The sequence below is a fragment of the Pseudomonas sp. DE0010 genome (genome assembly GCF_007680745.1).
Taxonomy (GTDB): domain Bacteria; phylum Pseudomonadota; class Gammaproteobacteria; order Pseudomonadales; family Pseudomonadaceae; genus Aquipseudomonas; species Aquipseudomonas parafulva_B.
Genome location: NZ_VEJQ01000001.1, coordinates 275,320 through 302,261, shown reverse-complemented (window position 1 = coordinate 302,261; position 26,942 = coordinate 275,320). Strand labels below are relative to the sequence as shown.

The window sequence follows — 26,942 nt, the reverse complement described above, 5'->3', positions numbered from 1 at the left end:
CGGGGTGGCGCGGGCAGCCACAGGGGCGCCACGCACCGCGATGGAATTCCTCAGCCGCGAGGCGCGTAGGCGAACACGTCCGCACGCATGCGGTGCGCATCCATGCCAGCGTCCACCAGTGCATCGAGCGTTGCGTAGATCATGTTTGGCGAGCCACTGGCGTACACATGAACGCTGTTGAGGTCGGGGATGTCCTCGCAAACCGCTTCGTGCAGCATCCCGCAACGGCCTTCCCAGCCGCACAGGTCGCTAACCACCTGGTGCAGGTACAGGTTAGGCAAACTCAGCCACTGATCCCAATGCTCGATCTGGTAGAAGTCTTCCGGGCGTCGTACGCCCCAGTACAAGTGAACAGGGTGCTTGAAGCCCTGAGCGCGGCAGTGCTCCACAAGGCTGTGCATCTGGCCCATGCCGGTACCGGCGGCGATCAGCACCAATGGCCCGTCCGGCAGTTCGGCCAGGTGGGTATCGCCAAAGGGCATTTCGATGCGAGCCAGGCGATCGCGCTGCAATTGCTCGATCAACTGCACGGCACTGGGCTCGCGCGCCAGTACATGCAATTCAAGCTCGCGCCCTGCATGGGGAGCGGAAGCCAGCGAAAAAGCGGCCGGCTTACCCGCTTCGCGTTCGATCATCAAATACTGCCCGGCATGGTAGCGCGGCGGCTTGCCCGCAGGGGCCAACAGGCGCACGCGCCAGACGTCGCCACCCACTTCACGGCATTCACTGACCGTGCAGGTCAGCTTGCGCACCGGCAGCTCGCCCAGGGCGAGCACGCCGTCCCACAGCAGGATGCAATCCTCGAGCGGCTCGGCGATGCAGGTGAACAATTCGCCATGGTCCCGGACTTCTCCGTTCTGGCGCACGCTGCCTTCGACCAGCAATGCAGCGCAGACATGGCAGTTACCATTACGGCAGCTGTTGGGGCAGTCATAACCCAGCCGACGCGCACCTTCCAGGATCCGTTCCCCGGGCTCTAGCGTCAGCACTGCTCCGGACGGCTGCAACGTTACCTGCATCAATCTATTCCCAACTGATCCCACAGCTCATCGATACGCCGGGTGACGGCTTCGTCCTTGACGATGACCCGCCCCCACTCGCGTGTAGTCTCGCCCGGCCACTTGTGCGTGGCATCCAGGCCCATTTTCGATCCCAGGCCCGACACTGGAGAGGCAAAATCCAGGTAGTCGATCGGCGTGTTGTCGATCATCACCGTATCACGCTTGGGGTCCATGCGTGTGGTGATGGCCCAGATCACGTCGTTCCAGTCGCGGGCGTTGATGTCGTCGTCGGTCACGATAACGAACTTGGTGTACATGAACTGTCGCAGGAACGACCACACACCCAGCATCACGCGCTTGGCATGCCCTGGGTACTGCTTCTTCATGGTCACCACCGCCATGCGGTAGGAACACCCCTCCGGCGGCAGGTAGAAGTCGACGATTTCCGGGAACTGTTTCTGCAGGATCGGCACGAACACTTCGTTCAGCGCCACCCCGAGAATGGCCGGCTCATCCGGCGGCCGGCCGGTGTAGGTGCTGTGGTAGATCGGCTTTTGCCGATGGGTGATGCGCTCGACGGTGAACACCGGGAAACTGTCCACTTCGTTGTAGTACCCGGTATGGTCCCCATACGGGCCTTCAGGCGCCATCTCGCCCGGGTGAATGACCCCTTCGAGGATGATCTCGGCCGTGGCCGGCACCTGCAGATTGCTGCCGCGACACTTGACCAGCTCGGTGCGATTACCCCGCAACAGGCCCGCGAAGGCGTATTCGGAAAGCGTATCGGGAACCGGGGTCACTGCACCCAGGATAGTGGCAGGGTCTGCCCCCAACGCCACGGCCACTGGGAACGGCTGGCCAGGGTTTTTTTCACACCACTCACGGTAGTCCAGGGCGCCACCACGGTGGCTGAGCCATCGCATGATCACTTTGTTGCGACCAATCACCTGCTGCCGGTAGATACCCAGGTTCTGGCGGTCCTTGTTCGGACCGCGCGTTACGGTCAGGCCCCAGGTGATCAGCGGTGCCACATCGCCCGGCCAGCAATGCTGGATCGGCAATGCACCAAGGTCTACGTCCTCTCCTTCCAGTACCACTTCCTGGCAAACGGCGTCCTTGACCACCTTGGGCGCCATCGACACCACTTTCTTGAAGATCGGCAGCTTGGACCAGGCGTCCTTGAGCCCTTTGGGAGGCTCAGGCTCTTTGAGAAAAGCCAGCAGCTTGCCGATCTCGCGCAGCTCATCGACCGACTCGGCACCCATGCCCATGGCCACTCGTTCAGGCGTACCGAACAGGTTGCCCAGCACGGGAATGTCGAAGCCGGTCGGCTTTTCGAACAACAGCGCAGGGCCTTTGGCACGCAGGGTGCGATCGCAGACCTCGGTCATTTCCAGCACTGGGGAGATCGGGACCTGGATGCGCTTGAGCTCGCCGCGCTGTTCCAGGCCACGAATGAAGTCGCGCAAGTCGCGATACTGCATGCATGAGCCTCGTGTTGGCCGTATCGGTCGGGGGTTCAGAGTGTAGCGCCGTTCAGCGTGCAATGGTCAAAACTGATCAGGGCCGCTTCGCGTCCCATCGCAGCCGGTCCGGGGCGCCGGACCGACTGCGATGGGCTGCGAAGCGGCCCCGTTCGATTCAGACCTGAAACGCTTACTTGCGCTTCATCGACAGGAAGAACTCGTCGTTGGTCTTGGTCTGCTTGAGCTTGTCGACCAGGAACTCGATGGCAGCGATCTCGTCCATCGGGTGCAACAGCTTGCGCAGGATCCACATGCGTTGCAGTTCGTCGTCGGCGGTCAGCAGCTCTTCGCGGCGAGTACCCGAACGGTTGATGTTGATGGCGGGGAACACACGCTTTTCAGCGATACGACGGTCCAGGGGCAGCTCCATGTTGCCGGTGCCCTTGAATTCCTCGTAGATCACCTCGTCCATCTTCGAACCGGTTTCGACCAGCGCGGTGGCGATGATGGTCAGCGAGCCACCTTCCTCGATGTTACGGGCGGCACCGAAGAAGCGCTTGGGCTTTTCCAGGGCGTGGGCGTCGACACCACCGGTCAGCACTTTGCCCGAGCTTGGAATGACCGTGTTGTAGGCACGTGCCAGGCGGGTGATGGAGTCGAGCAGGATGACCACGTCCTTCTTGTGCTCGACCAGGCGCTTGGCCTTCTCGATGACCATTTCGGCCACTTGCACGTGACGGGTTGGCGGCTCGTCGAAGGTAGAGGCAACCACTTCGCCGCGTACGGTACGCTGCATCTCGGTCACTTCTTCCGGGCGCTCGTCGATCAGCAGAACGATCAGGTGGCACTCAGGGTTGTTACGGGTGATGTTGGCTGCGATGTTCTGCAGCATGATGGTCTTGCCCGCCTTGGGCGGGGCGACGATCAGGCCACGCTGGCCCTTGCCGATCGGGGCGCACAGGTCGATAACACGGCCGGTCAGGTCTTCGGTGGAGCCGTTGCCAGCTTCCATCTTCAGGCGCTTGTTGGGGAACAGCGGCGTCAGGTTTTCGAACAGGATCTTGTTCTTGGCGTTTTCCGGCCGGTCGAAGTTGATGGTATCGACCTTCAACAGGGCGAAGTAACGCTCCCCTTCCTTCGGCGGGCGGATCTTGCCAACGATGGTATCGCCGGTACGCAGGTTGAAGCGGCGGATCTGGCTAGGCGAAACGTAGATATCGTCAGGGCCGGCCAGGTAGGACGCATCAGCAGAACGCAGGAAACCGAAGCCATCCTGGAGAATCTCCAGCACGCCGTCACCCGAGATCTCTTCGCCGCTTTTCGCATGCTTTTTCAGCAGGGAGAAAATCACGTCCTGTTTGCGCGAACGGGCCATGTTCTCGATGCCCATTTGTTCGGCCATTTCCAAAAGATCGGTAATCGGCTTTTGCTTGAGTTCAGTCAGGTTCATAAGGGGAATGACGTAATCATGTAAGAAGGGAGAATTAAGCTTCTGGCTTAATGAAGCCGCGCCGCTAGATGGCGAAAGGATCGCGTACTGATTCGAATTGGGGATGCTTCGGCGACGGCATGTAGAGGGCACTGAAGAAGCAGTGCGAGGCCGAATGTAACACTTGCTTTTTTGTGCGTCTAGTGCTCTGGAAAAGAAAAGCCCCGCATTTGCGGGGCTTTTTCATCACAGGTGGGCGTCGAGGAACGCTGCCAGCTGCGATTTGGACAAGGCGCCGACCTTGGTGGCCTCGACGTTGCCGTTCTTGAACAGCATCAGCGTCGGGATACCACGCACGCCGTGCTTGGCTGGGGTTTCCTGGTTTTCATCGATGTTCAGCTTGGCGACGACCAGCTTGCCTTCGTACGTAGTGGCGATGTCGTCCAGAACCGGAGCGATCATCTTGCACGGGCCGCACCATTCAGCCCAGTAGTCGACCAACACCGGGCCTTGAGCCTGAAGCACTTCGGCATCGAAGGTGGCGTCGGTGACGTGTTTGATTTTGTCGCTCATGGAAATCTCCAAGGTCGTAAGCACGGAAAACGTTGCCCATCATAGCCGCCCCCGCGGTCGACAGGAAGCCGCAGACGATTGAGTGTAACTATAGTTGTGCAAGAGCACTCGAATCGAAACTGTCACATCGCCTTCATTAAATCGAATGGCATATTGCCGTATATCAAGCTCACCGCGCAGGCCAGGTGCCACGCGTTGGCGACCAGCCTGCTATCGTGGCACGATTGCCAGGTTAATGACCGAGAACTTCCAGATCATGCCGCATACCACCGCGAAGAACCTGTCCCTGATAGCCGCCATCGACCTTGGCTCCAACAGCTTCCACATGGTCGTGGCCAAGGCCCACCACACCGAAATCCGCATTCTCGAGCGGCAGGGCGAGAAGGTACAGCTGGCCGCCGGCATCGATGAGGAGCGCAAGCTCAGTGAAGAAGCCATGGAGCGCGGTCTTGAATGCCTCAAGCGCTTCGCTCAGCTGATCAACGGCATGCCCGCAGGCTCGGTGCGCATCGTCGGCACAAACGCCTTGCGTGAAGCGCGCAACCGCAACATCTTCATCCAGCGTGCCGAAGCCATTCTTGGCCACCCGGTGGAAGTCATTTCAGGCCGCGAAGAGGCCCGCCTGATCTACCTGGGCGTATCCCACACGCTGGCCGACACCGCGGGCAAGCGCCTGGTGGCGGACATTGGTGGCGGCAGCACCGAATTCATCATTGGCCAGCGCTTCGAGCCCCTGTTGCGCGAGAGCTTGCAGATGGGCTGCGTCAGCTTCACCCAGCGCTATTTCCGTGACGGCAAGATCACCCCGGCGCGCTATGCACAGGCGTATACGGCCGCCCGGCTTGAGCTGATGAGCATCGAGCATGCCCTGCACCGCCTGACCTGGGATGAAGCCATCGGTTCGTCTGGCACCATTCGCGCCATTGGCGCCGCCATTAGGTCCGCAGGCCTGGGCAATGGCGAGGTGAATGCCGAAGGGTTGGCCTGGGTCAAGCGCAAGCTGTTCAAGCTGGGCGAAGTCGACAAGATCGACTTCGATGGGGTCAAGCCGGATCGGCGCACCATTTTCCCGGCGGGCCTGGCCATCCTCGAAGCGATCTTCGATGCGCTGGAGCTGCAGCGCATGGACCACTGCGACGGTGCGCTGCGTGAAGGTGTGCTGTTCGACCTGCTTGGACGGCATCATCATGAGGACGTACGCGAGCGTACCCTCAACTCGCTGATGGAGCGCTACCACGTCGACCAGGGCCAGGCCGCCAGGGTCGAGCGCAAGGCACTGCATGCCTTCGACCAAGTGGCCGAGGCATGGGACCTGCAGGACGGCAACTGGCGCGACCTGCTGGGTTGGGCAGCCAAGGTCCACGAGATCGGCCTGGACATCGCCCACTATCATTACCACAAGCACGGCGCGTACCTGATCGAGCACTCCGACCTGGCAGGCTTCTCGCGCGAGGATCAGCAGATGATGGCCTTGCTGGTGCGCGGCCACCGCCGCAACATTCCCAAGGACCGTTATGCCGAACTGGGGGATGAAGGGGTCAAGCTGCTGCGCCTGTGCGTGCTGCTGCGCTTCGCCATCCTGTTCCACCATATCCGGGGCACGCAGCAGATGCCCAAAGTCGAGCTCAAGGCGGCCGACAACCGCCTGGAAGTGGTATTCCCGGAAGGTTGGCTCGAACAGAACCAGCTGACCCAGGCCGACTTCGCCAACGAGGCGGAATGGTTGGCCCGGGTCGGCTTCGTCCTCAGCGTACGTTGAGGACCGGGTTGCTCAGGCGCTCCAGCAAGGTCGCCTGGGCACTGCGCGGGTTCTGGTTACCCGTTGGACTGCTGCGCACATAGCGCCCGTCTGGCTGGAGGGTCCAGGCGTGGGTGTTGTCGGTCAGGTACGCCTCCAGTTCCTTCTTCACCCGCAACAGCAGCTTCTTGCCCTCGACCGGGAAGCAGGTCTCGACCCGCTTGTCGAGGTTGCGCTCCATCCAGTCGGCACTGGAGAGGTAGATCTGCTCTTCACCACCATTGAGGAAATAGAACACGCGGGTGTGTTCCAGGAAGCGGCCGATGATCGAGCGTACCTGGATGTTATGTGAAACCCCTGGAATCCCTGGACGCAGGCAGCACATGCCACGCACGATCAGGTCGATCTTCACCCCCGATTGACTGGCCTTGTACAAGGCCTTGATGACCTTCGCATCGGTCAGCGAGTTGAATTTGGCGATGATGTGCGCCGGCTTGCCGTCCAAGGCGAACTGGGTTTCGCGGGCGATCATGTCCAGCATGCCCTTTTTCAAGGTGAACGGCGCATGCATCAGTTTCTTCATGCGCAGGGTCTTGCCCATGCCGATCAACTGGCTGAACAGCTTGCCGACGTCCTCGGTGAGCGCATCGTCGGAGGTGAGCAGGCTGTAGTCGGTGTACAAACGGGCGTTGCCAGCGTGGTAGTTGCCGGTCCCCAGGTGCGCATAGCGTACGATCTCGCCCTGCTCGCGGCGCAGTATCAACATCATCTTGGCGTGCGTCTTGAAACCGACCACGCCATAGATCACCACCGCGCCTGCCGCTTGCAGGCGGCTTGCCATCTGCAGGTTGGACTCCTCGTCGAAGCGTGCGCGCAGTTCGATCACTGCGGTGACTTCCTTGCCGTTGCGCGCTGCATCGACCAGCGCATCGACGATTTCCGAGTTGGCGCCGGAGCGGTACAGCGTCTGGCGTACGGCCAGGACGTGCGGGTCCTTGGCCGCCTGGCGCAACAAGTCGATGACCGGCGTGAACGACTCGAAGGGGTGCATGAGCAGGATGTCCTGCTTGCTGATCACGCTGAAAATATTGTCGGCGTTCTGCAGCAACTTCGGGATGGCCGGGGTGAACGGCACGTATTGAAGCTCGGGGTGGCTGTCCAGCCCGGTAATGCTGAACAACCGCGTCAGGTTGACCGGCCCGTTGACCTGGTACAGCTCGCTTTCGCTCAGGCTGAACTGCTTGAGCAGGTAGTCCGACAGGTGCTTGGGGCACGTATCGGCGACTTCCAGGCGCACGGCATCGCCATAGCGGCGCGAGAACAGCTCGCCACGAAGCGCCCGGGCCAGGTCGTCGACTTCCTCGGAATCCAACGCCAGGTCGGCGTTGCGGGTCAGGCGGAACTGGTAGCACCCCTTGACCTTCATGCCCTGGAACAGGTCGTCTGCGTGGGCGTGGATCATCGACGAAAGGAAGACATAGTTGGCACCAGTGCCACCCACTTCCTCAGGCACGCGAATGACCCGTGGCAGCAGCCGCGGTGCCGGAATGATGGCCAGGCCTGAATCGCGGCCGAACGCATCGACGCCTTCGAGCTCGACGATGAAGTTCAGGCTCTTGTTCACCAGCAACGGGAATGGGTGGGTAGGGTCCAGGCCGATCGGGGTGATGATGGGCGCGATCTCGTCGCGGAAGTAGCGACGCACCCATGTCTTGAGCTTGGGTGTCCAGTGACGACGACGAATGAATCGAATCTGGTGTTTTTCCAGCTCCGGCAGCAGTACATCGTTGAGAATCGCGTATTGGCGATCGACCTCGATATGCACCAGTTCGCTGATACGCGTGAGGGCCTGGTGCGGCTGCAAGCCGTCGGCGCCGGCCTGCTCGCGGGCGAAATTGATCTGTTTCTTAAGCCCAGCCACACGAATCTCGAAGAACTCGTCCAGGTTGCTCGAGAAAATCAGCAAGAACTTCAGGCGTTCGAGCAACGGGTAGCTTTCATCCAGCGCCTGCTCCAGTACCCGGATGTTGAACTGCAGTTGGGACAGTTCGCGATGAATGTACAGGCTGGTATCGTCCAGGCCGGGCACGGCGATGGGCGGCGCCGGGGCCGGCGGGGGCGTCGCTGGCTCCGCTGCAGGCTCTACAGCGACCTGGGACCCGGGTGGCAGATCAGGCGGGGTCTGCACCAGCTCCTCTGGAAGCTCCTTGGCATCCTTGATCAAGACAGGGGGAAGCACTTCGTTATTCATCTGGCGGTCCTGAGGACGTTAACGCCCTATCATCAATTGAGCGGCAAGATAAGCGCCCATTATGACGCCTGTGTTACACGCCAGGGCAAGCCATGGCACACGGTTGCAGACATTGTGGTGGCGGGCACTGTTCACGTCGAGACACATTTGGACACTTTCCCGAACGCACGCGAAGGGGTAGGCTGCGCGTTCATTTCGCCAGCACCTCAGAAAATGCTCCAACAATTCCTGCAGGATTTCGGCTACTTTGCCCTTTTTCTAGGCACCTTCTTCGAAGGCGAGACCATTCTGGTCCTTGCAGGCTTTCTTGCGTTCCGCGATTACATGGACATCAAGCTGGTATGCCTGGTGGCATTCTTGGGCAGCTATGCCGGTGATCAGCTGTGGTATTTCATGGGTCGTCGCCATGGGCGCAAGATTCTGGCGCGCAAGCCCCGCTGGCAGGCAATGGGCGACCGCGCCCTGGGCCACATCCGTCGCCATCCCGATATCTGGGTGCTCAGCTTCCGCTTTGTTTACGGGCTTCGCACGGTAATGCCGGTCGCAATCGGCCTCTCGGGCTACCCGCCGCGGCGCTACCTGCTGCTCAACGGTATTGGGGCCGCGATCTGGGCCATCGCCCTGGGTGCTGCGGCCTATCATTTCGGCGCAATCCTCGAAGGCCTGCTGGGCAATATCAAGCGCTACGAACTGTGGGTACTCGGTGCCTTGCTGGTGCTTGGCGTAGGCCTGTGGCTGCACCGGCGCTTTCGCACGCTGCGGGCAGAGCGCCGGGCTGCGCGCGAGTCCCAGGACTGAACACCTGCACCGCGGCACACTCCAACAGACATGGACCATCCCGCACTGCGCCGCGCAGCCAGCCTGACGGGTATCAAGCGCTTCGACCTGGAGTAATGAGCATGACAAAAAAAGTGGCGGTGATTCTTTCTGGCTGTGGCGTTTATGACGGTGCAGAAATTCACGAAAGCGTGATCACCCTGCTGCGCCTGGACCAACGCGGCGCGCAGGTGCAGTGCTTTGCACCGAACATCGCGCAGATGCATGTCATCGACCACCTGACCGGCAACGAGATGCCCGAGTCGCGCAACGTGCTGGTGGAATCTGCCCGTATTGCGCGTGGCGATGTGAAAGACATCCGTGAGGCGCGCGTCGAGGACTTCGACGCTTTGATCGTTCCGGGCGGCTTTGGCGCAGCCAAGAACCTCTCGGACTTTGCCGTAAAAGGCGCAGACTGCACTGTCAATCCGAATGTCCTGGCGTTGGCCGAGGCGTTCGCCGCTGCCTGCAAGCCAGTTGGCCTGATCTGTATCTCGCCTGCACTGGCTGCCAAGATCTATGGCCCTGGCGTGGTCTGCACCATCGGTAACGACGCCGATACCGCTGAGGCCGTCGTCAAGATGGGCGGCACCCACGAAGAATGCGACGTGCACGACATCGTCGAGGACCCGCAGCGCAAACTGGTGACCACTCCCGCCTACATGTCGGCGAAGACCATCAGCGAAGCCGCCGGCGGGATCTACAAGCTGGTTGATCGCGTGCTGGAGCTGACCCACGAGTAAGCTCCGCTTGCCCGGCTGGAACGCCTGACCGGGCGGTTGACGCTCTACTGGATATCAACGCACCGATAGCCGAGTGATAATCCGGTCCAGCGCATTGGCAAACGCCTGTTTGTCGCGATCCCCATAGGGCCCCTGCCCGCCGCCTGACTGGCCCTGTTCACGCAGTTCGGTGAACAGGTTGCGCGTAGCCAGGCGCTCGCCCATGTTGCGCTCGTCGAACTCGCGCCCGCGCGGGTCCAGCGCCGCTACGCCTTTCTTCACAAGCCGGTCGGCCAGCGGCACGTCGCTGCAGACGACCAACTCACCCGGCACGGCATGCTCGACGAGATAATCGTCGGCCGCATCCATGCCACTGGGTACCACGATCAGTTGCACGATGCCGAATGCTGGCTTGGCCACCGCCTGCCCCGCGACCATGACCACTTCGAACTTGCGCTTGAGGGCGAACTTGACGATCAGGTCCCTGGCGGCCTTCGGACACGCGTCGGCATCGATCCAAACACGCATGATTTACCTCACGTTGTCATTGAGCCAGCCATGATGCACTACCCCACAGGTTGCAGGAACTCGCGCAAATGGCCTCAGTACTCAATGGGCCTGCGTGGGCCGTATCGTTCAGGCTACACTCGCCCCAGCTTCAGCGGACTGATGAGCGCAAAATGAATTGTCCCGACGAGATCCAACTGGACCTGGACAACGGGATCGACCGTAAGCTGCTGGCCACCTTGCGCGGGCGCTACCTACAGATCAACGCAGGCCGCCTGCAGCGGGCAATGGCCGGTTTGCCCCCCCGCCAGCAGCAAGTGCTGACCGTGCTGCCAGTGCTGTTCCATGTGAACCATCCATTATTGCCCGGCTATGTTTCGTCGATGACGCCGGCAGGGATCTGCGACTTCGAGCCAAGCGGCGACCAGGTATTCGAAGCCCAGCGCCTGGCACGCGCCTTCAACTACAAAGCCCGCGACAAGACCTCTGCACGTTCCATCGACGGGCTGTTTCTAATCGGCAGCCTGGGCACGCTTGCCCAGGCTGAGGACAGCGACATCGATGTGTGGGTATGCCATACCAGCGACCTGGAGCACGAAGCGTTGGAGTCACTGCAGCGTAAATGCCAGTTGCTCGAGACCTGGGCCGCGAGCCAGGGCGCCGATACGCATTTCTTCCTGATTGACACCCAGGCGTTCGCTCAAGGCCAGCGCACAGGCCAACTCGGCACCGACGACTGCGGCACCACGCAGCATTATCTTCTGCTGGACGAGTTCTACCGCACGGCCCTCTGGTTGGCAGGACGGACGCCGCTGTGGTGGTTGGTGCCGCCCGATCAGGAGTGCGCTTACCCGGCCTACGCCAAGGCCCTGCTGGCAAAGCGTTTCGTACGCCCTGGGGAAGCGCTCGATCTGGGCCACCTGGCGCAGATCCCAGGCCACGAATTCATTGGCGCCGGGCTTTGGCAGCTGTTCAAAGGTATCGATGCCCCTCACAAGTCCTTGCTCAAGTTGCTGCTGGCCGAAGCCTATGCCAGCGAATACCCCACCGTGCGGTGCCTGAGCCTTGACTACAAGCAAGCGGTGTTCGCCAATCAGCTCGACCTTGACCGTCTCGATCCTTACGTCATGGTCTACCGACGGATTGAGCGCTACCTGATACAGCGCGGTGAGCTGGCTCGGTTGGAACTGGTGCGGCGCAGCCTGTACCTGAAAGTGAACGGCAAGCTCAGCGAACAGGGGCGCGCCGAGGGCTGGCAACGCCGCCTGCTGCGCAGCCTGACCGACGCATGGGGATGGGGAGGCGCGCAGCTGGCCATGCTCGATGGTCGCCCTGGCTGGGGGGTGCACCAGGTTACCCTGGAGCGCCGCGAACGGGTGGCCGAGCTTAGCCGCAGCTACCGGTTTCTGGTGCAGTTCGCACGCGCTCACGACGCGACCAGTCGCGCTGACCTGCGCGAGCTCAGCTTGTTGGGGCGGCGCCTGCAAGCGGCATTCGAACGCCGTGCAGACAAGGTGGAAATCCTCCAGGGCGACCGTGCTTGCGACCTGGCCGAACAAACCGTGACGTTGGCCCAATCACCCAGCCGCAGAGCGCCAGGCAGCCACCCCTGGGCACTCTACAGCGGTAACCTGCATGGCCATGAGATGGAACTCGCCAACCCGATCAAGCGCTGCTGGCACCTTGTGGAACTGTTGGTCTGGGCCCATTGCAATGGCGTGATAGACAGCCACACACGACTGGCGCTTCATCCGGGCATCAGCGATCTGAAAGAGCCTGAATTGCAGGGCCTGCTCGCAAGCCTGCAGCAGCTCATCGTGTTGCCGCTGCTGGCCGTCAGCGAGGTGAAGCTATTGCAGCCAAGCGCTGCCGACGATGTGCTGCTGCTGATCAACGTGGGCATCGACCCCCTGCCCCACCACCGTGAACTGGATATCCTGCTGACCACCGAACGTACCGACTCGCTCAGCTACGGTGGCCTGCGGGAAAACCTGGTATTGACGGTGGACCAGGTCACGGTCAACTCCTGGAACGAGGTGCTGGTACATCGCTACGACGGCGAGCACGCGCTGATGCGATGCCTGCGCGACTTCATCAACCTGCCGAAACAGGCAAGCGGCTGGCCCAACGTGCGGGCGCACTGCTTTGCCCAGCACCGGGCGCAGGCCATCAGTCAGCGTGTCGCCGAGCTCTTCCAGACCGCGCGGCAGTTGCACGCACAGGAGGCCCCTGGCCGTTACCTGGTGCAAGTGGCGCACCAGGTTCATGTGCTGGAGTGGCTTGGGGGCAAGGTCGTCCTCACAAGCCTGGACGATCATGATGCGCTACTCGCGTTCCTGGGCCAGGCGCGCAGCACCTACAGCCCTGTGTATCTGGATGCCAATGCCCTGGCGGACACCGATGTGGGCCTTGTGCTCGAGCAAGCCCGCCGCGACTGCATTCAGGTCTTCTATCGACTATTCGACAACTGGGCCGAGCTCTACGTGCTGGATGAATGCAACGCCTTGTGGCGCGAGCGCGTGCCGTTGCAGGACGAACCTCATCTTCTGCTGCCGCTGCAACGCTTTCTGGCATCGGTCTTGCGACGACGCGAGGCGCAGTTGCCTTATGGTGCAAGGCAACCAGCACGCCTGGACATCGTGTACGCGCAGCTGCTCGGGTCTGGATCAGGCAGGGCACGGGGCCTGGAGCAACGGGCGGCACCGGATGCGGGGAACGCGCAGCCCTACTACGACGTCCAGGCCATGCTTCACGCCGACGCCGACGGTGCCACGCACGTGACCTTGTTCTGCGAAGAGCAGGAGTTCTCCGAGCTCGACCATGGGCCGAGCCTGTATGGCGTGGTGGCCCGGGAAATCATCGCCCAACGACGAAATGCGGGCCAGTATCGGTGCTACATCACCGACCTGGATGTTTCCGGGTTGCCCGATGGCCGCCAGGCCACGACGCAGGTCTACCTGAACTACAAGCGGACACTTGAGCAGGCCTTGAATGAGGGGCTACGGCAGGTGCTGGCGAGCCAGGCCTAGGCACTGGCTGCGCCAGCGGTGCGTTGCAAGCATTAAAGGTCGAAGTCGCCCGCCGCTTCCGGCTGGTACTCGACTTCCAGCAACTCCAGCTTGAGGGTCTTGCCCCCTGGCGCCGGCCAGTCGATCTGCTCACCCACCGACAACCCGAGCAAGGCACAGCCGATGGGCGCCAGGACCGAGACCTTGCCGTCTGGCCCGGCATCCTTGGGGTAGACCAAGGTCAGGTGGTAGTCCTTGCCACTGGCTTGCTCGCGGCAATGCACGCGCGAATTCATGGTCACCACACCTGCCGGTACCTCATCATGACCTACCACCTGCTCGGCACGGTCGAGCTCGCCGCTGAGCGCGAGCACGCCAGGGGTACTTTCGTCGAGGCTATCGAGCAGACGCTCCAGACGTTGTACATCCAAACGGGTGAGGATAAGGGAAGGCTTGGTGCTCATGATCCAGTCAGACTCCTTTGAACAGGCAGTTTTTCGATGCACAGATAAAGCGAAACCCCGCCCTGAGCGCGTAGTGCTGTTCACTTGAGATTGTTGGGGCTGCTGTGCAGCCCATCGCGGCACAAGGCCGCTCCTACAGTGGGCGCGTGACAGGTTCACGGGACTTTTGTAGGAGCGGCCTCGTGCCGCGATGGGCTGCGCAGCAGCCCTAAGTGACCAGCATTACGCCCAAAGGCGGGGTTTTCGAATGCTTTGGCGTCATCGACGCAAGCCCCGACACTACCACAGCGGGGCAAATACTCAAGCCCTTGCTATCAGTGTGCCTTACGGTCGCGAAGCGCAGTAGCCTCACGGCAGATCTGCCGACGGCGCTCGTCATCGGCAGAGCGCCATTCGCGGATATGTTCCACATGCCGATGACAGCCGGTGCACACGCGCTGCTCGTCAAGGCGGCAGATGCTGATGCACGGCGATGGCACCGCTGGGCTGACGTTGCTGTAAAGCGGCTTGGGGGGCCGAACGGGTGCATTGCTCATGTCAGATGTCGTCGAAATCCAGCTTTTCGCCGGCTCGCTCCCACACGATGCGCTCAAGCATTTCACCTAGCAGCTCTTCGCTCTTCTCGCACACCCACTTGCCGCTCTCTTCGTCATAGTCGAAGTGGAAGCCGCCTGACCGATCGGCCAGCCACAGCTGGCGCAAAGGCTCCTGGCGGCTGAAGATCAGCTGGGCTCCACCTTCGAACTTGACGGTAAGCACCCCAGCGGAGTTCTCCATGTCCAGGTCCAGCCCGCTTTCGTCGAACAGGTCTTCCAGCGCCTGCTGGGTAGCGTCGACCAGATCATGGAAACGCGCTTCACTCAAACTCATTGCAGGAACCTCGAAATTGGCGGCGTGACAGGCAAGCCGGGCACGATACGGGCGCTGGCCGATGAATGCAAAGGTTTAGCCAGGGTCCTTGCAAGCCACTTCGCTCGCAATGCAGCCCTGACGGCAAACAGGTGCAGGTCGGCACCAAGGATAGCCTGCCCGGCGGGCCGGTACTTGCATAGGCAAGCCGCCGGTCGCTCGGTATACTCGGGCTCAATACTGCATTTTTCTAAGGATTTCATCCATGAAGCGCCTGATTTCCTCCCTCGCGGCGCTGGTCGCTGTTGCCTGCCTCGTTTCTGCATGCGGCCAGAAAGGCCCGCTGTACCTGCCCGATGACGGCAAGGACCGCAAAGACGCCCACTCGGCGCACCAGCACCAGACCAAAGCCAAGTCAGCACAGACCGAGGAGCAGCAAGACACGCTGCAGTCCGAGCCTGAGCAGTCGCCTGAGCAATAAGGGAATCGGATGAACGTCTTCAATTACCGCGACGGTGAACTGTTCGCGGAAGGGGTGTCCCTGTCGGCGATCGCCGAGCGGCACGGTACCCCCACCTACGTGTATTCGCGTGCCCACATCGAGGCCCAGTACCGCAGCTACACCGATGCCTTGCAAGGGTGTGAACACCTGGTCTGCTTCGCGGTGAAAGCCAACTCCAACCTGGGCGTGCTCAATGTACTGGCGCGCATGGGTGCAGGCTTCGACATCGTTTCAGGCGGCGAACTCGAGCGCGTGTTGGCTGCTGGCGGGCGCGCCGACCGCGTGGTGTTTTCCGGCGTGGGCAAAACCCGCGAAGACATGCGTCGTGCGCTTGAAGTGGGCGTGCATTGCTTCAACGTCGAGTCCACCGACGAGCTGGAGCGCTTGCAGCAGGTGGCCGCCGAAATGGGCAAGGTCGCGCCCGTCTCGCTGCGGGTCAACCCGGACGTGGATGCAGGTACCCACCCGTACATTTCCACCGGGCTCAAGGAAAACAAGTTCGGCATCGCCATCGCCGATGCAGAGGCCATCTACGTGCGGGCCGCTCAGCTGCCCAACCTGGACGTAGTCGGGGTCGATTGCCATATCGGTTCGCAGCTGACCACCGTAGAGCCCTTCCTCGATGCGCTGGACCGCTTGCTGGTACTTGTCGACCGCCTGGCAGAGTGCGGCATCCACCTGCGCCACCTGGACCTGGGCGGCGGGGTCGGCGTGCGCTACCGCGACGAAGAACCACCGCTGGTAGCCGATTACATCCAGGCCATTCGCGCGCGCCTGGGCAATCGGGACCTGGCACTGGTGTTCGAGCCGGGGCGCTATATCGTGGCCAACGCTGGCGTGCTGCTGACCCGTGTGGAGTACCTCAAGCACACCGAACACAAGGACTTCGCCATCATCGATGCGGCCATGAACGACTTGATCCGCCCAGCCCTGTACCAGGCCTGGATGGGCATCTGTGCAGTCAAGCCGCGTGAGGGCGAAGGTCGTCCGTATGACCTGGTCGGGCCGATCTGCGAAACCGGCGATTTCCTGGGCAAGGACCGAGTCCTGAACCTTGCCGAAGGTGACCTGCTGGCCGTTCAGTCAGCGGGCGCCTATGGTTTCGTGATGAGCTCCAACTACAACACCCGTGGCCGTTGCGCGGAAATACTGGTCGACGGCGACCAGGCTTTCGAAGTACGCCGCCGCGAAACCATCGCCGAATTGTACGCTGGCGAAAGCCTGCTGCCGGAGTAAGCCCATGCTGCTGCGTTTTACCAAGATGCATGGGCTGGGCAACGACTTCATGGTCCTGGACCTGGTAAGCCAGCATGCCCACATCCAGCCCAAGCACGCCAAGCAGTGGGGCGATCGCCACACGGGCATCGGCTTCGACCAGTTGCTGATCGTCGAGGCGCCAAACAACCCGGAAGTCGATTTCCGCTACCGTATCTTCAATGCCGACGGTTCCGAAGTTGAACAGTGTGGCAATGGTGCACGCTGCTTTGCGCGGTTCGTGCTCGACAAGCGCCTGACCGCCAAGAAGCGCATACGTGTGGAAACCAAGGGCGGCATCATCGTGCTGGACGTGCAGAACGACGGCCAGGTCAGTGTCGACATGGGCCCGCCACGCTTCGTCCCTGCCGACATCCCGTTCGTCGCCGACGCGCAGTCGGTGAGCTACCCGCTGGAGGTGGACGGTCAGGTGCATTCGATTGCCGCGGTGTCCATGGGCAACCCTCACGCCGTACTGCGCGTGGACGATGTGGTCAGTGCCCCTGTGCATCAGCTGGGGCCGAAGATCGAAAACCACCCGCGCTTCCCCCAGCGCGTCAATGCCGGCTTCCTGCAGGTCATTGACCGCCACCGCGCCAACTTGCGCGTGTGGGAGCGCGGTGCTGGGGAAACCCAGGCGTGTGGTACCGGGGCCTGTGCAGCTGCCGTGGCTGCCATCAGCCAGGGCTGGATGGACTCGCCCGTCTCCCTTGACCTGCCGGGCGGGCGCTTGCATATCGAGTGGGCCGGGCCAGGTAAGCCGGTGGTGATGACCGGCCCAGCCGTACGCGTCTACGAAGGACAGGTTCGATTTTAAGCGAGTAACCGTCATGACCGATCACCCCAAGGATATACCCCAGCAGGCCGCTGAGCTCGATGCCGAAGCGGTGGTCGCCTACCTGCGTGCTCATCCGACCTTCTTCACCGAGCATGATGAGCTGCTGGTCGAGCAGCACATTCCACACCAGCGCGGTGACAGTGTTTCCCTGGTCGAGCGCCAGCTCAAGTTGCTGCGCGACCGCAACATCGAGATGCGCCACCGCCTTTCGCAGTTGATGGACGTGGCCCGTGACAACGATCGGTTGTTCGACAAGACCAGACGCCTGATCCTGGACTTGCTCGACGCCACCACGTTGGAAGACGTGGTGATGGTCGTCGAAGACAGCCTGCGTCAGGAGTTCCAGGTGCCTTTTGTCAGCCTGATCCTGTTTGGCGACAACGTGGCGCCCGTGGGGCGCTGGGTCAGCAACGCCGAAGCCCAGCAAGCGATCGGCCCGCTGCTCGGTAGCGGCAAGACCGTCAGCGGCAGCCTGCGTGATCACGAGCTGGCGTTTTTGTTCGGTGAGGAGCAACGCCGCGACGTAGGCTCCAGCGCAGTGGCGACCCTGGAGCACCAGGGGCTGCATGGTGTGCTGGCCATTGGTAGCCGCGACCCGCAGCATTACAAGAGCAGTGTCGGCACGCTGTTCCTGAGCTATATCGCCGAGGTGCTGGGCCGTGTGGTCCCCCGCGTCAGCCAAAGCCTGCGCCCGGTGCGCTGATGGAGCGCCAGCTGGAGGCTTACTGCGCACACCTGCGCAATGAGCGCCAGGTTTCCGAGCACACGCTTGTGGGCTACCGTCGGGACCTGGAGAAGGTCATGGCCTACTGCAGCGAGCAGGCTATCGGGGGCTGGCAAGCCTTGCAGATTCAGCACCTGCGCCAGTTGATCGCGCGCCAGCATCACCAGGGCCAGTCTTCGCGCAGTCTGTCCAGGCTGCTATCGGCGGTGCGAGGGCTGTACCGTTACCTCAACCGCGAAAAGATCTGCCAGCACGATCCTGCCAATGGCTTGAGCGCCCCCAAGGGGGAGCGTCGATTGCCCAAGGTGCTCGACACCGACCGTGCCTTGCAACTGCTCGATGGCGGCGTGGACGATGATTTCATTGCCCTGCGCGATCAAGCCATCCTCGAATTGTTCTACTCCTCAGGCCTGCGCCTTTCAGAGCTGACCAACCTTGACCTCGACCATGTCGACCTGGCCGGTGGCCTGGTACAGGTGCTGGGCAAAGGCGGCAAAGCCCGCGTGCTGCCGGTAGGGCGCAAGGCGCGGGAGGCGCTGCAGGCGTGGTACCGCGTGCGTGGTGCCGGCAACCCCAGGGATCGCGCCGTATTCATCACTCGGCAAGGCAATCGCATCAGCCCACGCGCCGTGCAACAGCGGGTCAGGGTGGCCGGAGAACGCGAGCTGGGCCAGCACTTGCATCCGCACATGCTTCGCCATTCCTTCGCCAGCCACGTGCTGGAATCGTCCCAGGACTTGCGCGCTGTACAGGAAATGCTCGGACACGCCGACATCGGCACGACGCAAATCTATACGCACCTGGATTTCCAGCACCTGGCAACGGTGTACGACAGCGCCCATCCCAGGGCCAAACGCAGCAAAGGCACCGACTGATGAACATCAAGCTGATCACCTTCGACCTCGACGATACTCTGTGGGACACAGCGCCGGTCATTGCCAGTGCCGAGGTCGTGCTGCGCAACTGGCTTCAAGCCAATGCCCCGTTGCTGGGCGACGTGCCTGTCGAACATCTGTTCGCCATCCGTGAACGGATCGTCCTGGCAGAACCCGAGCTCAAGCACCGCATCAGCGCCTTACGCCGCCGTGTGCTGACCTGCGCCCTCGAAGAGGTCGGCTACGGCCATACGCAGGCGCAACAATTGGCCGAACAGGGGTTCGAGGTGTTCTTGCAGGCCAGGCACAAGGTCGAGATTTTCCCGGAAGTCCAGCCGATGCTGGAATTGCTGAGCCAGCATTACGCCCTGGGCGTCATCACCAATGGCAATGCCGATGTCAGCCGGCTGGGGCTGGCCGACTATTTCCGCTTCGCCTTGTGCGCAGAGGACCTGGGTATCGGCAAGCCCGACCCTGCCCCGTTTGAAGAGGCCCTGCGGCGCAGCGGCGTGCCTGCCAGCGAAGCGGTGCACGTCGGCGATCATCCTCGCGATGACATTGCCGGTGCCCAGCGCGCCGGGCTGCGCGCTGTCTGGTTCAACCCCCAGGCCAAGGCGTGGGCCGGTGAACAAGCGCCGGATGCCGAAATTCAGCGCCTGTCACACCTGCACGAAGTGCTTGCCCGCTGGCAATGACCTCGCCGACAGCACCTCCCCGCGCAAGCCAGGCATAAAAAAACCCGCAGCGACGGCGGGTTTTTCGAGGGCATCGCTTAGATGGGGCGACTGCCGTATTTGTTGTCCGGTTTCTTGGGTGGGTCGGCGACCACGTTGGCCTCGACTTCCTGAACCTTGCCGCCACGCGACAGGAACTCTTCCATGGCCTTGGCCAGGGCATCGCGCTCCTTTTGCTTGGCTTCAAGGCTGGGCATCTCGTCTACCGAGACAGCCGCCTTGGATTTGCCCTTGGCAGCGGGTGCAGGACTGCTGTCGTCGTCGCCAGCGTCTTCTGCAACATCATCGGCAGCCGCTTCCAGGCCGTCATCAGCCTCGTCTTCATCACCGACCTCGAGGTCATCATTTTCCAGATCGTCGTCGCTCATGTTCTACCTCATGACGTGCAAAAGCAGGTTAGTTAGAGACCAGTGCAGCCGTAGACCGGCAGCCCTTGGTGAAAATTCAACTGGCCGTGGGTTCGACCCCAGCCTTTGGGCCAACACATCTGACGGAAGGCTGTACCCTGGTGGGCCTGCACGTGGCAGTGCCGCACAAAACCTGTGACCCCTGCTGGGCCACGCGCTTTTTTAGCAAGCCTGGCAAAGGCTGGCAGGGGTGATGAATGCATGATCCACCACCCTTCGGCGCGCATTCTAGCGCGCTCGCAGAAAAAGCAAAGCGCCATGAATGCCCCAACTTTTGTAAGTTTTGTACCCGTGTCACAAACAGGCGGGATAAACCGTTTGCGCGCCTGAAAATACTGGGCAAGTGATCAAAAAAAGGCAGCAGGTGAGCCACATGCCAGCCCATGCCCCGGACGCCTGCCCAGGCCGACCCCAACCACAAGACGAAAAAATGCCCGGCAAGCCGGGCACATTTCTGCAGCTTCGTTGTTACAGGTTGTAGCCGCGTTCGTTGTGCTGCGCCAGATCCAGACCAACGGCTTCTTCTTCTTCGTTGACCCGAAGCCCCATCACCAGGTCCAGGACCTTGAGGATGATGTAGGTGACGATGGCGGTGTAGGCCACGGTGAAAATCACGCCCTTGGCCTGCACCCAGACCTGCATGCCGATATCGGTGACCGCGCCGAAACCGCCCAGCGCCGGGGCTGCGAACACACCGGTCAGAATGGCGCCGACAATACCGCCGATGCCGTGTACGCCAAATGCGTCCAGGGAGTCGTCGTAGCCGAGCTTGCGCTTGAGGCTGGTGGCGCAGAAGTAGCAGATCACGCCCGATGCCAGGCCGATGACCAGGGCGCCCATCGGCCCCACCGTGCCTGCTGCCGGCGTAATGGCGACCAGGCCGGCGACCACGCCCGATGCGATACCCAGCGCACTGGGCTTACCGTGACCGATCCATTCGGCGAACATCCAGCCCAACGCCGCAGCAGCCGTGGCGATCTGGGTGACCAGCATGGCCATGCCTGCAGTGCCGTTGGCCGCAGCCGCCGAACCCGCGTTGAAACCGAACCAGCCGATCCACAGCATGGCCGCGCCCATCAGCGTGTAGCCCAGGTTGTGCGGTGCCATGGGTGTGGTCGGGTAGCCTTTGCGCTTGCCCAGCACCAGGCAGCAGACCAGGCCTGCGATACCGGCATTGATGTGCACGACGGTGCCACCCGCGAAGTCCAGCACGCCCCAGTCCCACATCAGGGCACCGTCACCGCTCCACACCATATGGGCGATCGGCGCATAGACGAGGGTGAACCAGATGCCCATGAACACCAGCATGGCCGAAAACTTCATGCGCTCGGCGAAGGCGCCCACGATCAAGGCCGGTGTGATGATGGCGAATGTCATCTGGAAGGTGATGAACACCGCTTCGGGGAACAGCGCCGTGGCCGAGGTCAGGCTGTCAGGCGTCACGCCGCTGAGAAATGCCTTGGAGAAGCCGCCGACGAAGGAATTGAAGTTGAGAACGCCCTTCTCCATACCGGTGGTATCGAAGGCCATGCTGTACCCGTAGACGACCCAGAGAATGCTCATCAAGCCAGTGATGGCGAAGCACTGCATCATCACCGACAGCACGTTCTTGGAGCGCACCATGCCGCCATAGAACAGCGCCAGGCCTGGGATGGTCATGAACAGCACGAGCGCCGTGGCGGTGAGCATCCAGGCGGTGTCGCCTGAGTTGAGTGCTGGCGCGGCCTCCTCTGCAAGGGCAAGCCCTGGCATGACGAAGGACAATAGGGCTCCTAGCCCTGCGATCTTACGCAGAGTCATATTGTTTTCTCCTGGGGCGTTGGGTTTGGTGAGGCTTGTGTTGCTGCTTAGATCGCGTCGGTATCGGTCTCGCCGGTACGGATGCGGATCGCCTGCTCCAGATTCACAACGAAGATCTTGCCGTCACCGATCTTGCCGGTGTTGGCAGCCTTGGTGATGGCCTCGATTACCCGATCCAGGTCTTTGTCATCGATGGCAACATCGATCTTCACCTTGGGCAGGAAATCGACCACGTATTCGGCACCGCGATACAGTTCGGTGTGACCCTTTTGACGCCCGAAGCCTTTGACTTCGGTGACGGTGATGCCCTGCACGCCGATTTCCGACAGTGACTCGCGCACGTCGTCCAGCTTGAACGGCTTGATGATGGCTGTGACTAGCTTCATGAAACTCTCTCCCGATTTGGTGGACTTGCCCCAGGAAAACAAACCCGTCTCAAGTCTAAGCGCAGCGGTTGCCTTTTGTAACGCGTCGTCGGCATGCGCACTGCCTGGTCACAAGGAACTGCATCAGTGCATGGCTCGCTTAGCACTTTGCAGAAACCTTGCCAGGTCTGTGAAAGCCAGCAAAATCAGACCTTTGGGCTCACTGCACGGCTTTGGCCCATCGCCACTACCCAGCCTGTGCACTCATACGGTGCGAGGCTGACACTGCCGTTGCGCGAAAAATGTGCAACGCCGCCTTGTCATTGGAGGCATCGGGGTGCGTGGTACACTGGCCGCCATTTCCCGACACCGGTGGACACCTTCATGCTCGCGCCCAAAGCCCTTCTCGATGCCCTGAGCGACCAGGCCTCGCGCCTGTTCAGCAGCGACAACACCCAGCCTCGGGCCGAGCTGGAAAGCCAGTTCAAGGCTCTGATGCAGGGCGCTTTGAGCAAGCTCGACGTGGTCAGCCGCGAGGAATTCGACAGTCAGATGGTAGTGCTGGCACGCACCCGGGCTCGCCTGGAGGCGCTGGAAAAACAAGTCGCCGAACTCGAAGCGCGCCTGGAAGCTAAACGCTGACGCCCAGGCTGAGTGAATCAGCCTCTTATCAGGTTTCAGCGCGCTTCAAGCCTGCGGGCCGGTCGATCCAGACCAGGTTTGGGCGGCAGTTCGCTGGGGCGTAGGGTGCCCCGGAACAATGCAGCACCGTATTGCGTGAACAGGGTGCGTACCCTGTTATGCGAATTGAGGACTTCGGCGTGAATGTCTTCGATGGCAGTGTCGCCAGGTCGCAGGCTCGCCGCGTGGGTCACCCACTCGATGGCTGCGTAGCGGCTTTGCCTGCGTGTACCTTGCCCCTGCATCCAGGCAAGCCCCAGCTCGGCACTGGCACGCGCCGCAATAGCGCTGTCCGGGTGTTCCACCAGGCTGAGCAAGTAGGCGACCGCCTCGGCTCGCTCACGCGGCTGGCCAAACTGGCGCAGCAATATGCCCAGGTGCAACCGTGCACAGGCATTGGTCTGGGCATTGCCCAGGGCGTCTATCAACAGGCACCTGACCTCGAGCATCTTGTCTCGATCACCAAGGTTCGTCCCCCCTTGCATCTGCTGGCAGGCCAACCGGTATTTGGCCTGGCGACTGCCCATCTGCACGGCGCGCAGCAACCATTGCTCAGCCACTTCACGGTCCAGGTATCGCCCAGGGGTATCGTTCCACTCGCCCTGGTGCAGTTCAAACAGGCTCAACGCCGCACCTGACAGGGCTTGCTCGGCGCCGCCCTGAAGCAAAAAGTAGGCGACCTCATGCCGACCGTAGGACCAGAGCAAGCGGGACAGTTCCAGGATTTTCAAGCCCGGCGCCTGGTCCGCCCGCTGGCGCTTGATCGCAATCGTCAGCCAGCGCTTGGCTTGATCGCCGCTGCGCGCCAGGCCCCACAAGCCAAAGTGATGACCCGCGGCCCGCAGCGCGCAGGCAGCGGCGTGGGAGCGGCCATCGCTCAGGCGAAGGATCGCGGTATTGAGCAACGCCTGCTCGTGCGCGGGCGTGCTCGTCAAAGCCGTGATGACCAAATGCCGAAGCGGCGGTCCCAGTGCCTGAATGCCGCCCAGGTCGGCGGGGCATGCAAGGCTCTGGGTAAAATCGGCCAGTGCCTGGTCGTGATCGCGCAAAACGCTCGCCTGCAATGCACCGCGCCATGCGAGCATTACGGCAGTCTCCCTGGGCCGCAATGGGCGCACAGCCCAGTCTTCGAACAACTGCTGGTACTTGGCCACGGCGCTTGGGCGCTCGGTAAGGGGGAGTTTCAAGCGTGCCTCGACGGCTATCCATCGCAGCGCATTACGCAACGGCTCGCTCCAGCCACGGCAGGACGGCATGTTGACCAACCGCTCGACGGACTCGACTTGCCCACGCCGGTCCTGCAACAGATACAACGCATGGGCCTTGATGGCCTCGAAGCAGCCCGGCCGTGCGGCCAATGCCTGTCTCAGCCAATAGGCCTGCGGTTCCTGGCGCTCGGTGCGCGGCGCGAGCCCATCGGGCAACATCCGAGGCAGCTCGGCCAAGGGCATCACCCCATGCCTGACCAAATACGGCGCCGCAGCCTCCTGCACCTCTACATCCGCACGTGCACTGGGCCTGAAGCGGGCAGGCTGCTCATTGAACAGCTCCATCAGCCAGCCCGGCTCGCGGAACCTGGCACTGAGCAACTGCAAGCCTATGGCGGCCGCAACCGGCCGCTCCGAACGGGCCAGGGCTTTGAGTAAATGGGCAGTGGCGGTTTCGCACATTTGCTCGATCGCCAGCCAGCGTGCCGGTGTGCGGGCGCCGCCCTGGTCCACCTGGCAGGCACGGTTGAGGCAATAGAAGCCCATGACGACCTGCGGGTGATAGGCCCTGGGGCAGGCATCGATCCAGGCCCGAAGGACCTGGCTCAGCGCCCTGTCCCCCTGGTCCGGGTCGATCAGCAGATGGCTCTCGACAGCTGAGAGGTAAGCCGGGAACTCGCCCGGAGGGGCTTGGTGCCAGCGGGCCTCCAGGGAATCGAAATAGCGGTTGAGCTCGACGAACGCGTTGGTCTGAACCAGTTCGCGAATAACCTCACGGGTGTGGGTGAGCGTTTGCACAGCGCAATACCTCAAGTCCATTTCAAGGTCGAAGCGGTGCCATCCCATGGCATCGGTGGTTTGCTCGAACAACACTAAGCCAAAGAAGGCCGCTGCGCAAAGCTATTGGATCCATTTCCAGGCGCTGCTCAGGTGGAAATGATCAGAAGCACACTGGTACCCCCACCGCCGTCCTGCCTCGCTATGCTGGGTCCATCCGCAGGAAGCGGTCTTGGCAGCAAATGGAGCGCCCATGTCTTTAGCCCTTGTCCACAGCCGCGCCCAGGTTGGCGTACAGGCCCCGGCCGTCAGCGTCGAAACCCACTTGGCCAACGGCTTGCCTCATCTCACATTGGTCGGCTTGCCCGAAACCACGGTCAAGGAAAGCAAGGACCGCGTGCGCAGCGCCATCGTCAACAGTGGCCTGAATTACCCAGCGCGGCGCATCACGCAAAACCTCGCACCCGCCGACCTGCCCAAGGACGGTGGCCGCTATGACCTTGCCATCGCTCTGGGCATCCTGGCGGCCGACGCCCAGGTGCCCGTTGCCGCCCTGGCCGAGCTCGAATGCCTGGGCGAGCTGGCGTTATCGGGCACGTTGCGGCCGGTGCAGGGCGTCTTGCCCGCAGCACTCGCCGCACGCGAGGCTGGCCGAGCGCTGGTAGTACCCCGTGAAAATGCCGAGGAAGCCAGCCTTGCCAGCGGTTTGGTGGTGTATGCCGTCGGCCATCTATTGGAGCTGGTGGCCCACCTGAACGGGCAGGTACCGCTACCTGCCTATGCCGCCAATGGCTTGCTCCTGGACCCTCGCCCCTATCCCGACCTGAGCGAGGTGCAGGGGCAACTGGCCGCCAAACGCGCGCTGCTACTGGCCGCTGCCGGGGCGCACAACCTGCTCTTCACCGGGCCGCCGGGCACTGGCAAAACCTTGTTGGCCAGCCGCCTGCCGGGCCTGCTGCCACCGCTGGATGAGCATGAAGCCCTGGAAGTCGCCGCCATCCAGTCGGTCAGCGGCCACACCCCGCTGAGCAGCTGGCCACAGCGACCGTTTCGCCATCCTCACCATTCCGCCTCCGGGCCTGCGCTGGTGGGTGGCGGAAGCCGGCCGCAGCCCGGGGAAATCACCTTGGCCCACCACGGGGTGCTGTTTCTGGACGAGTTGCCCGAATTCGAACGCCGGGTACTGGAAGTGCTGCGTGAGCCCTTGGAATCTGGCGAGATCGTGATCGCCAGGGCGCGGGATAAAGTGCGCTTCCCTGCCCGCTTTCAGTTAGTCGCCGCCATGAACCCCTGCCCCTGCGGCTACCTGGGCGACCCCACAGGGCGATGCCGTTGCAGCACCGAACAAATCTCCCGTTATCGCAATAAACTGTCAGGCCCGCTGCTGGACCGGATCGACTTGCACCTGACCGTGGCGCGCGAGAGCACCACACTCAACAATCGGCCCTGCGGACAAAGCAGTGCCGACGTCGCCCTCCAGGTCGCGCACGCCCGGGACGTGCAACAGCGTCGGCAAGGGTGCGCCAATGCATTTCTCAACCTGGACGGGCTGCGCCAGCACTGTAGCTTGGCAGCACCTGATCAGGCTTGGCTGGAAGGCGCCTGTGAACGGCTGACGCTGTCGCTGCGAGCAGCACACCGATTGCTCAAGGTCGCCAGGACACTGGCAGACCTTGAGGGATGCACGGCGATTGGCCGGGCGCATCTGGCCGAGGCCCTGCAGTACCGTCCTGGGGGTGGCTGAGGGGCGAACCCGGTAGCCGCAAGCGGTTGGCTAGGCGGAAGCAGCCTACCTCATGTACATCGCATCAACCTCCAGATTGGAAGACGCACCTCTCTGAAAACCTGCTCGTCGTTTCGTTTGTTTCGAATATTGTGCATTTCGTTTGTTTCGAATATAAAGGGGCTATCTGTCTTACTAACCGCCAGGATTCTTATTAACGACTGGAGAAA

General features: G+C 62.0%; 25 protein-coding genes. 12 read left to right on the top strand and 13 right to left on the bottom strand.

Features of this window, described 5'->3' with window-relative positions; translation table 11 throughout:
* Positions 1-50 precede the first annotated feature (50 nt).
* The 4 genes from FS767_RS01415 to trxA all read right to left on the bottom strand — a co-directional run bounded on the left by FS767_RS01415 (position 51) and on the right by trxA (position 4,469).
* Positions 51-1,019, bottom strand: a complete 969-nt coding sequence (locus FS767_RS01415) for a CDP-6-deoxy-delta-3,4-glucoseen reductase (RefSeq protein ID WP_144963943.1) — start codon at positions 1,017-1,019, stop codon at positions 51-53.
* Positions 1,019-2,485, bottom strand: a complete 1,467-nt coding sequence (gene ubiD, locus FS767_RS01410; RefSeq protein WP_023532812.1) for a 4-hydroxy-3-polyprenylbenzoate decarboxylase — start codon at positions 2,483-2,485, stop codon at positions 1,019-1,021. The genes FS767_RS01415 and ubiD overlap by 1 nt, the downstream gene beginning before the upstream one ends.
* Positions 2,486-2,657: 172 nt before the next feature.
* Positions 2,658-3,917, bottom strand: coding sequence for a transcription termination factor Rho (gene rho / locus FS767_RS01405; RefSeq protein ID WP_023532437.1), 1,260 nt, complete (start codon positions 3,915-3,917; stop codon positions 2,658-2,660).
* Positions 3,918-4,142: 225 nt separating this feature from the next.
* Positions 4,143-4,469: a thioredoxin TrxA gene (gene trxA / locus FS767_RS01400; RefSeq protein ID WP_058602819.1), complete on the bottom strand. Its 327-nt coding sequence runs from the start codon at positions 4,467-4,469 to the stop codon at positions 4,143-4,145.
* A 256-nt stretch (positions 4,470-4,725) separates the two neighbouring features.
* Between trxA and ppx the strand changes: the two genes are divergently transcribed.
* Positions 4,726-6,228: an exopolyphosphatase gene (gene ppx / locus FS767_RS01395; protein ID WP_144963970.1), complete on the top strand. Its 1,503-nt coding sequence runs from the start codon at positions 4,726-4,728 to the stop codon at positions 6,226-6,228.
* On the opposite strand, the gene ppk1 is transcribed toward ppx, so the two are convergent.
* Complete coding sequence (ppk1, locus tag FS767_RS01390; protein ID WP_144963942.1) at positions 6,215-8,458, bottom strand: polyphosphate kinase 1; 2,244 nt, start codon at positions 8,456-8,458, stop codon at positions 6,215-6,217. The two genes, ppx and ppk1, sit on opposite strands and share 14 nt — an antisense overlap.
* A gap of 213 nt (positions 8,459-8,671) precedes the next feature.
* Between ppk1 and FS767_RS01385 the strand changes: the two genes are divergently transcribed.
* A complete protein-coding gene (locus FS767_RS01385; RefSeq protein ID WP_144963941.1) occupies positions 8,672-9,256 on the top strand; it encodes a DedA family protein in 585 nt (194 codons plus the stop codon).
* A 101-nt stretch (positions 9,257-9,357) separates the two neighbouring features.
* Complete coding sequence (gene elbB / locus FS767_RS01380; RefSeq protein WP_144963940.1) at positions 9,358-10,017, top strand: isoprenoid biosynthesis glyoxalase ElbB; 660 nt, start codon at positions 9,358-9,360, stop codon at positions 10,015-10,017.
* Between the two features lie 54 nt (positions 10,018-10,071).
* Here the strand turns inward: elbB and FS767_RS01375 are convergent, their stop codons facing one another.
* The gene (locus tag FS767_RS01375; RefSeq protein ID WP_058602816.1) at positions 10,072-10,524 is read right to left on the bottom strand and encodes a YaiI/YqxD family protein; all 453 of its coding nucleotides are present in this window, start codon (positions 10,522-10,524) and stop codon (positions 10,072-10,074) included.
* Between the two features lie 152 nt (positions 10,525-10,676).
* On the opposite strand from FS767_RS01375, the gene FS767_RS01370 reads away from it, so the two are divergent.
* Positions 10,677-13,532 (top strand): class I adenylate cyclase, encoded by a 2,856-nt coding sequence (locus FS767_RS01370; RefSeq protein ID WP_144963939.1) that lies wholly within the window; start codon positions 10,677-10,679, stop codon positions 13,530-13,532.
* Between the two features lie 32 nt (positions 13,533-13,564).
* On the opposite strand, the gene rnk is transcribed toward FS767_RS01370, so the two are convergent.
* The 3 genes from rnk to cyaY form a co-directional block, all read right to left on the bottom strand.
* Complete coding sequence (gene rnk / locus FS767_RS01365) at positions 13,565-13,975, bottom strand: nucleoside diphosphate kinase regulator (RefSeq protein ID WP_058638197.1); 411 nt, start codon at positions 13,973-13,975, stop codon at positions 13,565-13,567.
* Between the two features lie 314 nt (positions 13,976-14,289).
* Positions 14,290-14,511 carry a DUF1289 domain-containing protein gene (locus tag FS767_RS01360; RefSeq protein ID WP_058602813.1) on the bottom strand — a complete coding sequence of 74 codons (222 nt, stop codon included), beginning with the start codon at positions 14,509-14,511 and terminating at the stop codon, positions 14,290-14,292.
* Between the two features lies 1 nt (position 14,512).
* The gene (gene cyaY / locus FS767_RS01355) at positions 14,513-14,845 is read right to left on the bottom strand and encodes an iron donor protein CyaY (protein ID WP_023532439.1); all 333 of its coding nucleotides are present in this window, start codon (positions 14,843-14,845) and stop codon (positions 14,513-14,515) included.
* Positions 14,846-15,089: 244 nt separating this feature from the next.
* Between cyaY and FS767_RS01350 the strand changes: the two genes are divergently transcribed.
* The 6 genes from FS767_RS01350 to FS767_RS01325 are packed head-to-tail and all read left to right on the top strand — an operon-like array spanning position 15,090 to position 19,712.
* Positions 15,090-15,305, top strand: coding sequence for a lipoprotein (locus FS767_RS01350; protein WP_058638864.1), 216 nt, complete (start codon positions 15,090-15,092; stop codon positions 15,303-15,305).
* 9 nt (positions 15,306-15,314) lie between these two features.
* Positions 15,315-16,562 (top strand): diaminopimelate decarboxylase, encoded by a 1,248-nt coding sequence (lysA, locus tag FS767_RS01345; protein WP_144963938.1) that lies wholly within the window; start codon positions 15,315-15,317, stop codon positions 16,560-16,562.
* Between the two features lie 4 nt (positions 16,563-16,566).
* Positions 16,567-17,397, top strand: coding sequence for a diaminopimelate epimerase (dapF, locus tag FS767_RS01340; RefSeq protein WP_078479335.1), 831 nt, complete (start codon positions 16,567-16,569; stop codon positions 17,395-17,397).
* A gap of 13 nt (positions 17,398-17,410) precedes the next feature.
* Entirely contained in the window at positions 17,411-18,121 is a 711-nt protein-coding gene (locus FS767_RS01335) for a DUF484 family protein (RefSeq protein WP_058638862.1), read from the top strand.
* A complete protein-coding gene (gene xerC / locus FS767_RS01330; protein ID WP_058602808.1) occupies positions 18,121-19,017 on the top strand; it encodes a tyrosine recombinase XerC in 897 nt (298 codons plus the stop codon). Before FS767_RS01335 ends, xerC begins: the two co-directional genes overlap by 1 nt.
* The gene (locus FS767_RS01325) at positions 19,017-19,712 is read left to right on the top strand and encodes an HAD family hydrolase (protein WP_144963937.1); all 696 of its coding nucleotides are present in this window, start codon (positions 19,017-19,019) and stop codon (positions 19,710-19,712) included. The genes xerC and FS767_RS01325 overlap by 1 nt, the downstream gene beginning before the upstream one ends.
* Positions 19,713-19,789: 77 nt before the next feature.
* Here FS767_RS01325 and sutA read toward each other — a convergent pair whose 3' ends face one another.
* The 3 genes from sutA to glnK form a co-directional block, all read right to left on the bottom strand.
* Entirely contained in the window at positions 19,790-20,119 is a 330-nt protein-coding gene (sutA, locus tag FS767_RS01320) for a transcriptional regulator SutA (RefSeq protein ID WP_023532471.1), read from the bottom strand.
* 507 nt (positions 20,120-20,626) lie between these two features.
* On the bottom strand, positions 20,627-21,958 hold the full coding sequence (locus tag FS767_RS01315) for an ammonium transporter (protein WP_058602806.1): 1,332 nt from the start codon (positions 21,956-21,958) through the stop codon (positions 20,627-20,629).
* Between the two features lie 47 nt (positions 21,959-22,005).
* The gene (gene glnK, locus FS767_RS01310; RefSeq protein WP_002555808.1) at positions 22,006-22,344 is read right to left on the bottom strand and encodes a P-II family nitrogen regulator; all 339 of its coding nucleotides are present in this window, start codon (positions 22,342-22,344) and stop codon (positions 22,006-22,008) included.
* A gap of 363 nt (positions 22,345-22,707) precedes the next feature.
* On the opposite strand from glnK, the gene FS767_RS01305 reads away from it, so the two are divergent.
* Positions 22,708-22,965, top strand: a complete 258-nt coding sequence (locus FS767_RS01305) for an accessory factor UbiK family protein (protein ID WP_144963936.1) — start codon at positions 22,708-22,710, stop codon at positions 22,963-22,965.
* 35 nt (positions 22,966-23,000) lie between these two features.
* Here FS767_RS01305 and FS767_RS01300 read toward each other — a convergent pair whose 3' ends face one another.
* On the bottom strand, positions 23,001-25,010 hold the full coding sequence (locus FS767_RS01300; protein WP_144963969.1) for a DUF4034 domain-containing protein: 2,010 nt from the start codon (positions 25,008-25,010) through the stop codon (positions 23,001-23,003).
* 232 nt (positions 25,011-25,242) lie between these two features.
* Between FS767_RS01300 and FS767_RS01295 the strand changes: the two genes are divergently transcribed.
* Positions 25,243-26,733, top strand: a complete 1,491-nt coding sequence (locus FS767_RS01295) for a YifB family Mg chelatase-like AAA ATPase (RefSeq protein ID WP_144963935.1) — start codon at positions 25,243-25,245, stop codon at positions 26,731-26,733.
* Positions 26,734-26,942 lie beyond the last annotated feature (209 nt).

What these genes read in the sequence shown, in the direction of transcription:
- FS767_RS01415 (WP_144963943.1), bottom strand. Translation starts at nt 1,019, where the DNA reads ATGCAGGTAACGTTGCAGCCGTCCGGAGCAGTGCTGACGCTAGAGCCC.
- ubiD (WP_023532812.1), bottom strand. Translation starts at nt 2,485, where the DNA reads ATGCAGTATCGCGACTTGCGCGACTTCATTCGTGGCCTGGAACAGCGC.
- rho (WP_023532437.1), bottom strand. Translation starts at nt 3,917, where the DNA reads ATGAACCTGACTGAACTCAAGCAAAAGCCGATTACCGATCTTTTGGAA.
- trxA (WP_058602819.1), bottom strand. Translation starts at nt 4,469, where the DNA reads ATGAGCGACAAAATCAAACACGTCACCGACGCCACCTTCGATGCCGAA.
- ppx (WP_144963970.1), top strand. Translation starts at nt 4,726, where the DNA reads ATGCCGCATACCACCGCGAAGAACCTGTCCCTGATAGCCGCCATCGAC.
- ppk1 (WP_144963942.1), bottom strand. Translation starts at nt 8,458, where the DNA reads ATGAATAACGAAGTGCTTCCCCCTGTCTTGATCAAGGATGCCAAGGAG.
- FS767_RS01385 (WP_144963941.1), top strand. Translation starts at nt 8,672, where the DNA reads ATGCTCCAACAATTCCTGCAGGATTTCGGCTACTTTGCCCTTTTTCTA.
- elbB (WP_144963940.1), top strand. Translation starts at nt 9,358, where the DNA reads ATGACAAAAAAAGTGGCGGTGATTCTTTCTGGCTGTGGCGTTTATGAC.
- FS767_RS01375 (WP_058602816.1), bottom strand. Translation starts at nt 10,524, where the DNA reads ATGCGTGTTTGGATCGATGCCGACGCGTGTCCGAAGGCCGCCAGGGAC.
- FS767_RS01370 (WP_144963939.1), top strand. Translation starts at nt 10,677, where the DNA reads ATGAATTGTCCCGACGAGATCCAACTGGACCTGGACAACGGGATCGAC.
- rnk (WP_058638197.1), bottom strand. Translation starts at nt 13,975, where the DNA reads ATGAGCACCAAGCCTTCCCTTATCCTCACCCGTTTGGATGTACAACGT.
- FS767_RS01360 (WP_058602813.1), bottom strand. Translation starts at nt 14,511, where the DNA reads ATGAGCAATGCACCCGTTCGGCCCCCCAAGCCGCTTTACAGCAACGTC.
- cyaY (WP_023532439.1), bottom strand. Translation starts at nt 14,845, where the DNA reads ATGAGTTTGAGTGAAGCGCGTTTCCATGATCTGGTCGACGCTACCCAG.
- FS767_RS01350 (WP_058638864.1), top strand. Translation starts at nt 15,090, where the DNA reads ATGAAGCGCCTGATTTCCTCCCTCGCGGCGCTGGTCGCTGTTGCCTGC.
- lysA (WP_144963938.1), top strand. Translation starts at nt 15,315, where the DNA reads ATGAACGTCTTCAATTACCGCGACGGTGAACTGTTCGCGGAAGGGGTG.
- dapF (WP_078479335.1), top strand. Translation starts at nt 16,567, where the DNA reads ATGCTGCTGCGTTTTACCAAGATGCATGGGCTGGGCAACGACTTCATG.
- FS767_RS01335 (WP_058638862.1), top strand. Translation starts at nt 17,411, where the DNA reads ATGACCGATCACCCCAAGGATATACCCCAGCAGGCCGCTGAGCTCGAT.
- xerC (WP_058602808.1), top strand. Translation starts at nt 18,121, where the DNA reads ATGGAGCGCCAGCTGGAGGCTTACTGCGCACACCTGCGCAATGAGCGC.
- FS767_RS01325 (WP_144963937.1), top strand. Translation starts at nt 19,017, where the DNA reads ATGAACATCAAGCTGATCACCTTCGACCTCGACGATACTCTGTGGGAC.
- sutA (WP_023532471.1), bottom strand. Translation starts at nt 20,119, where the DNA reads ATGAGCGACGACGATCTGGAAAATGATGACCTCGAGGTCGGTGATGAA.
- FS767_RS01315 (WP_058602806.1), bottom strand. Translation starts at nt 21,958, where the DNA reads ATGACTCTGCGTAAGATCGCAGGGCTAGGAGCCCTATTGTCCTTCGTC.
- glnK (WP_002555808.1), bottom strand. Translation starts at nt 22,344, where the DNA reads ATGAAGCTAGTCACAGCCATCATCAAGCCGTTCAAGCTGGACGACGTG.
- FS767_RS01305 (WP_144963936.1), top strand. Translation starts at nt 22,708, where the DNA reads ATGCTCGCGCCCAAAGCCCTTCTCGATGCCCTGAGCGACCAGGCCTCG.
- FS767_RS01295 (WP_144963935.1), top strand. Translation starts at nt 25,243, where the DNA reads ATGTCTTTAGCCCTTGTCCACAGCCGCGCCCAGGTTGGCGTACAGGCC.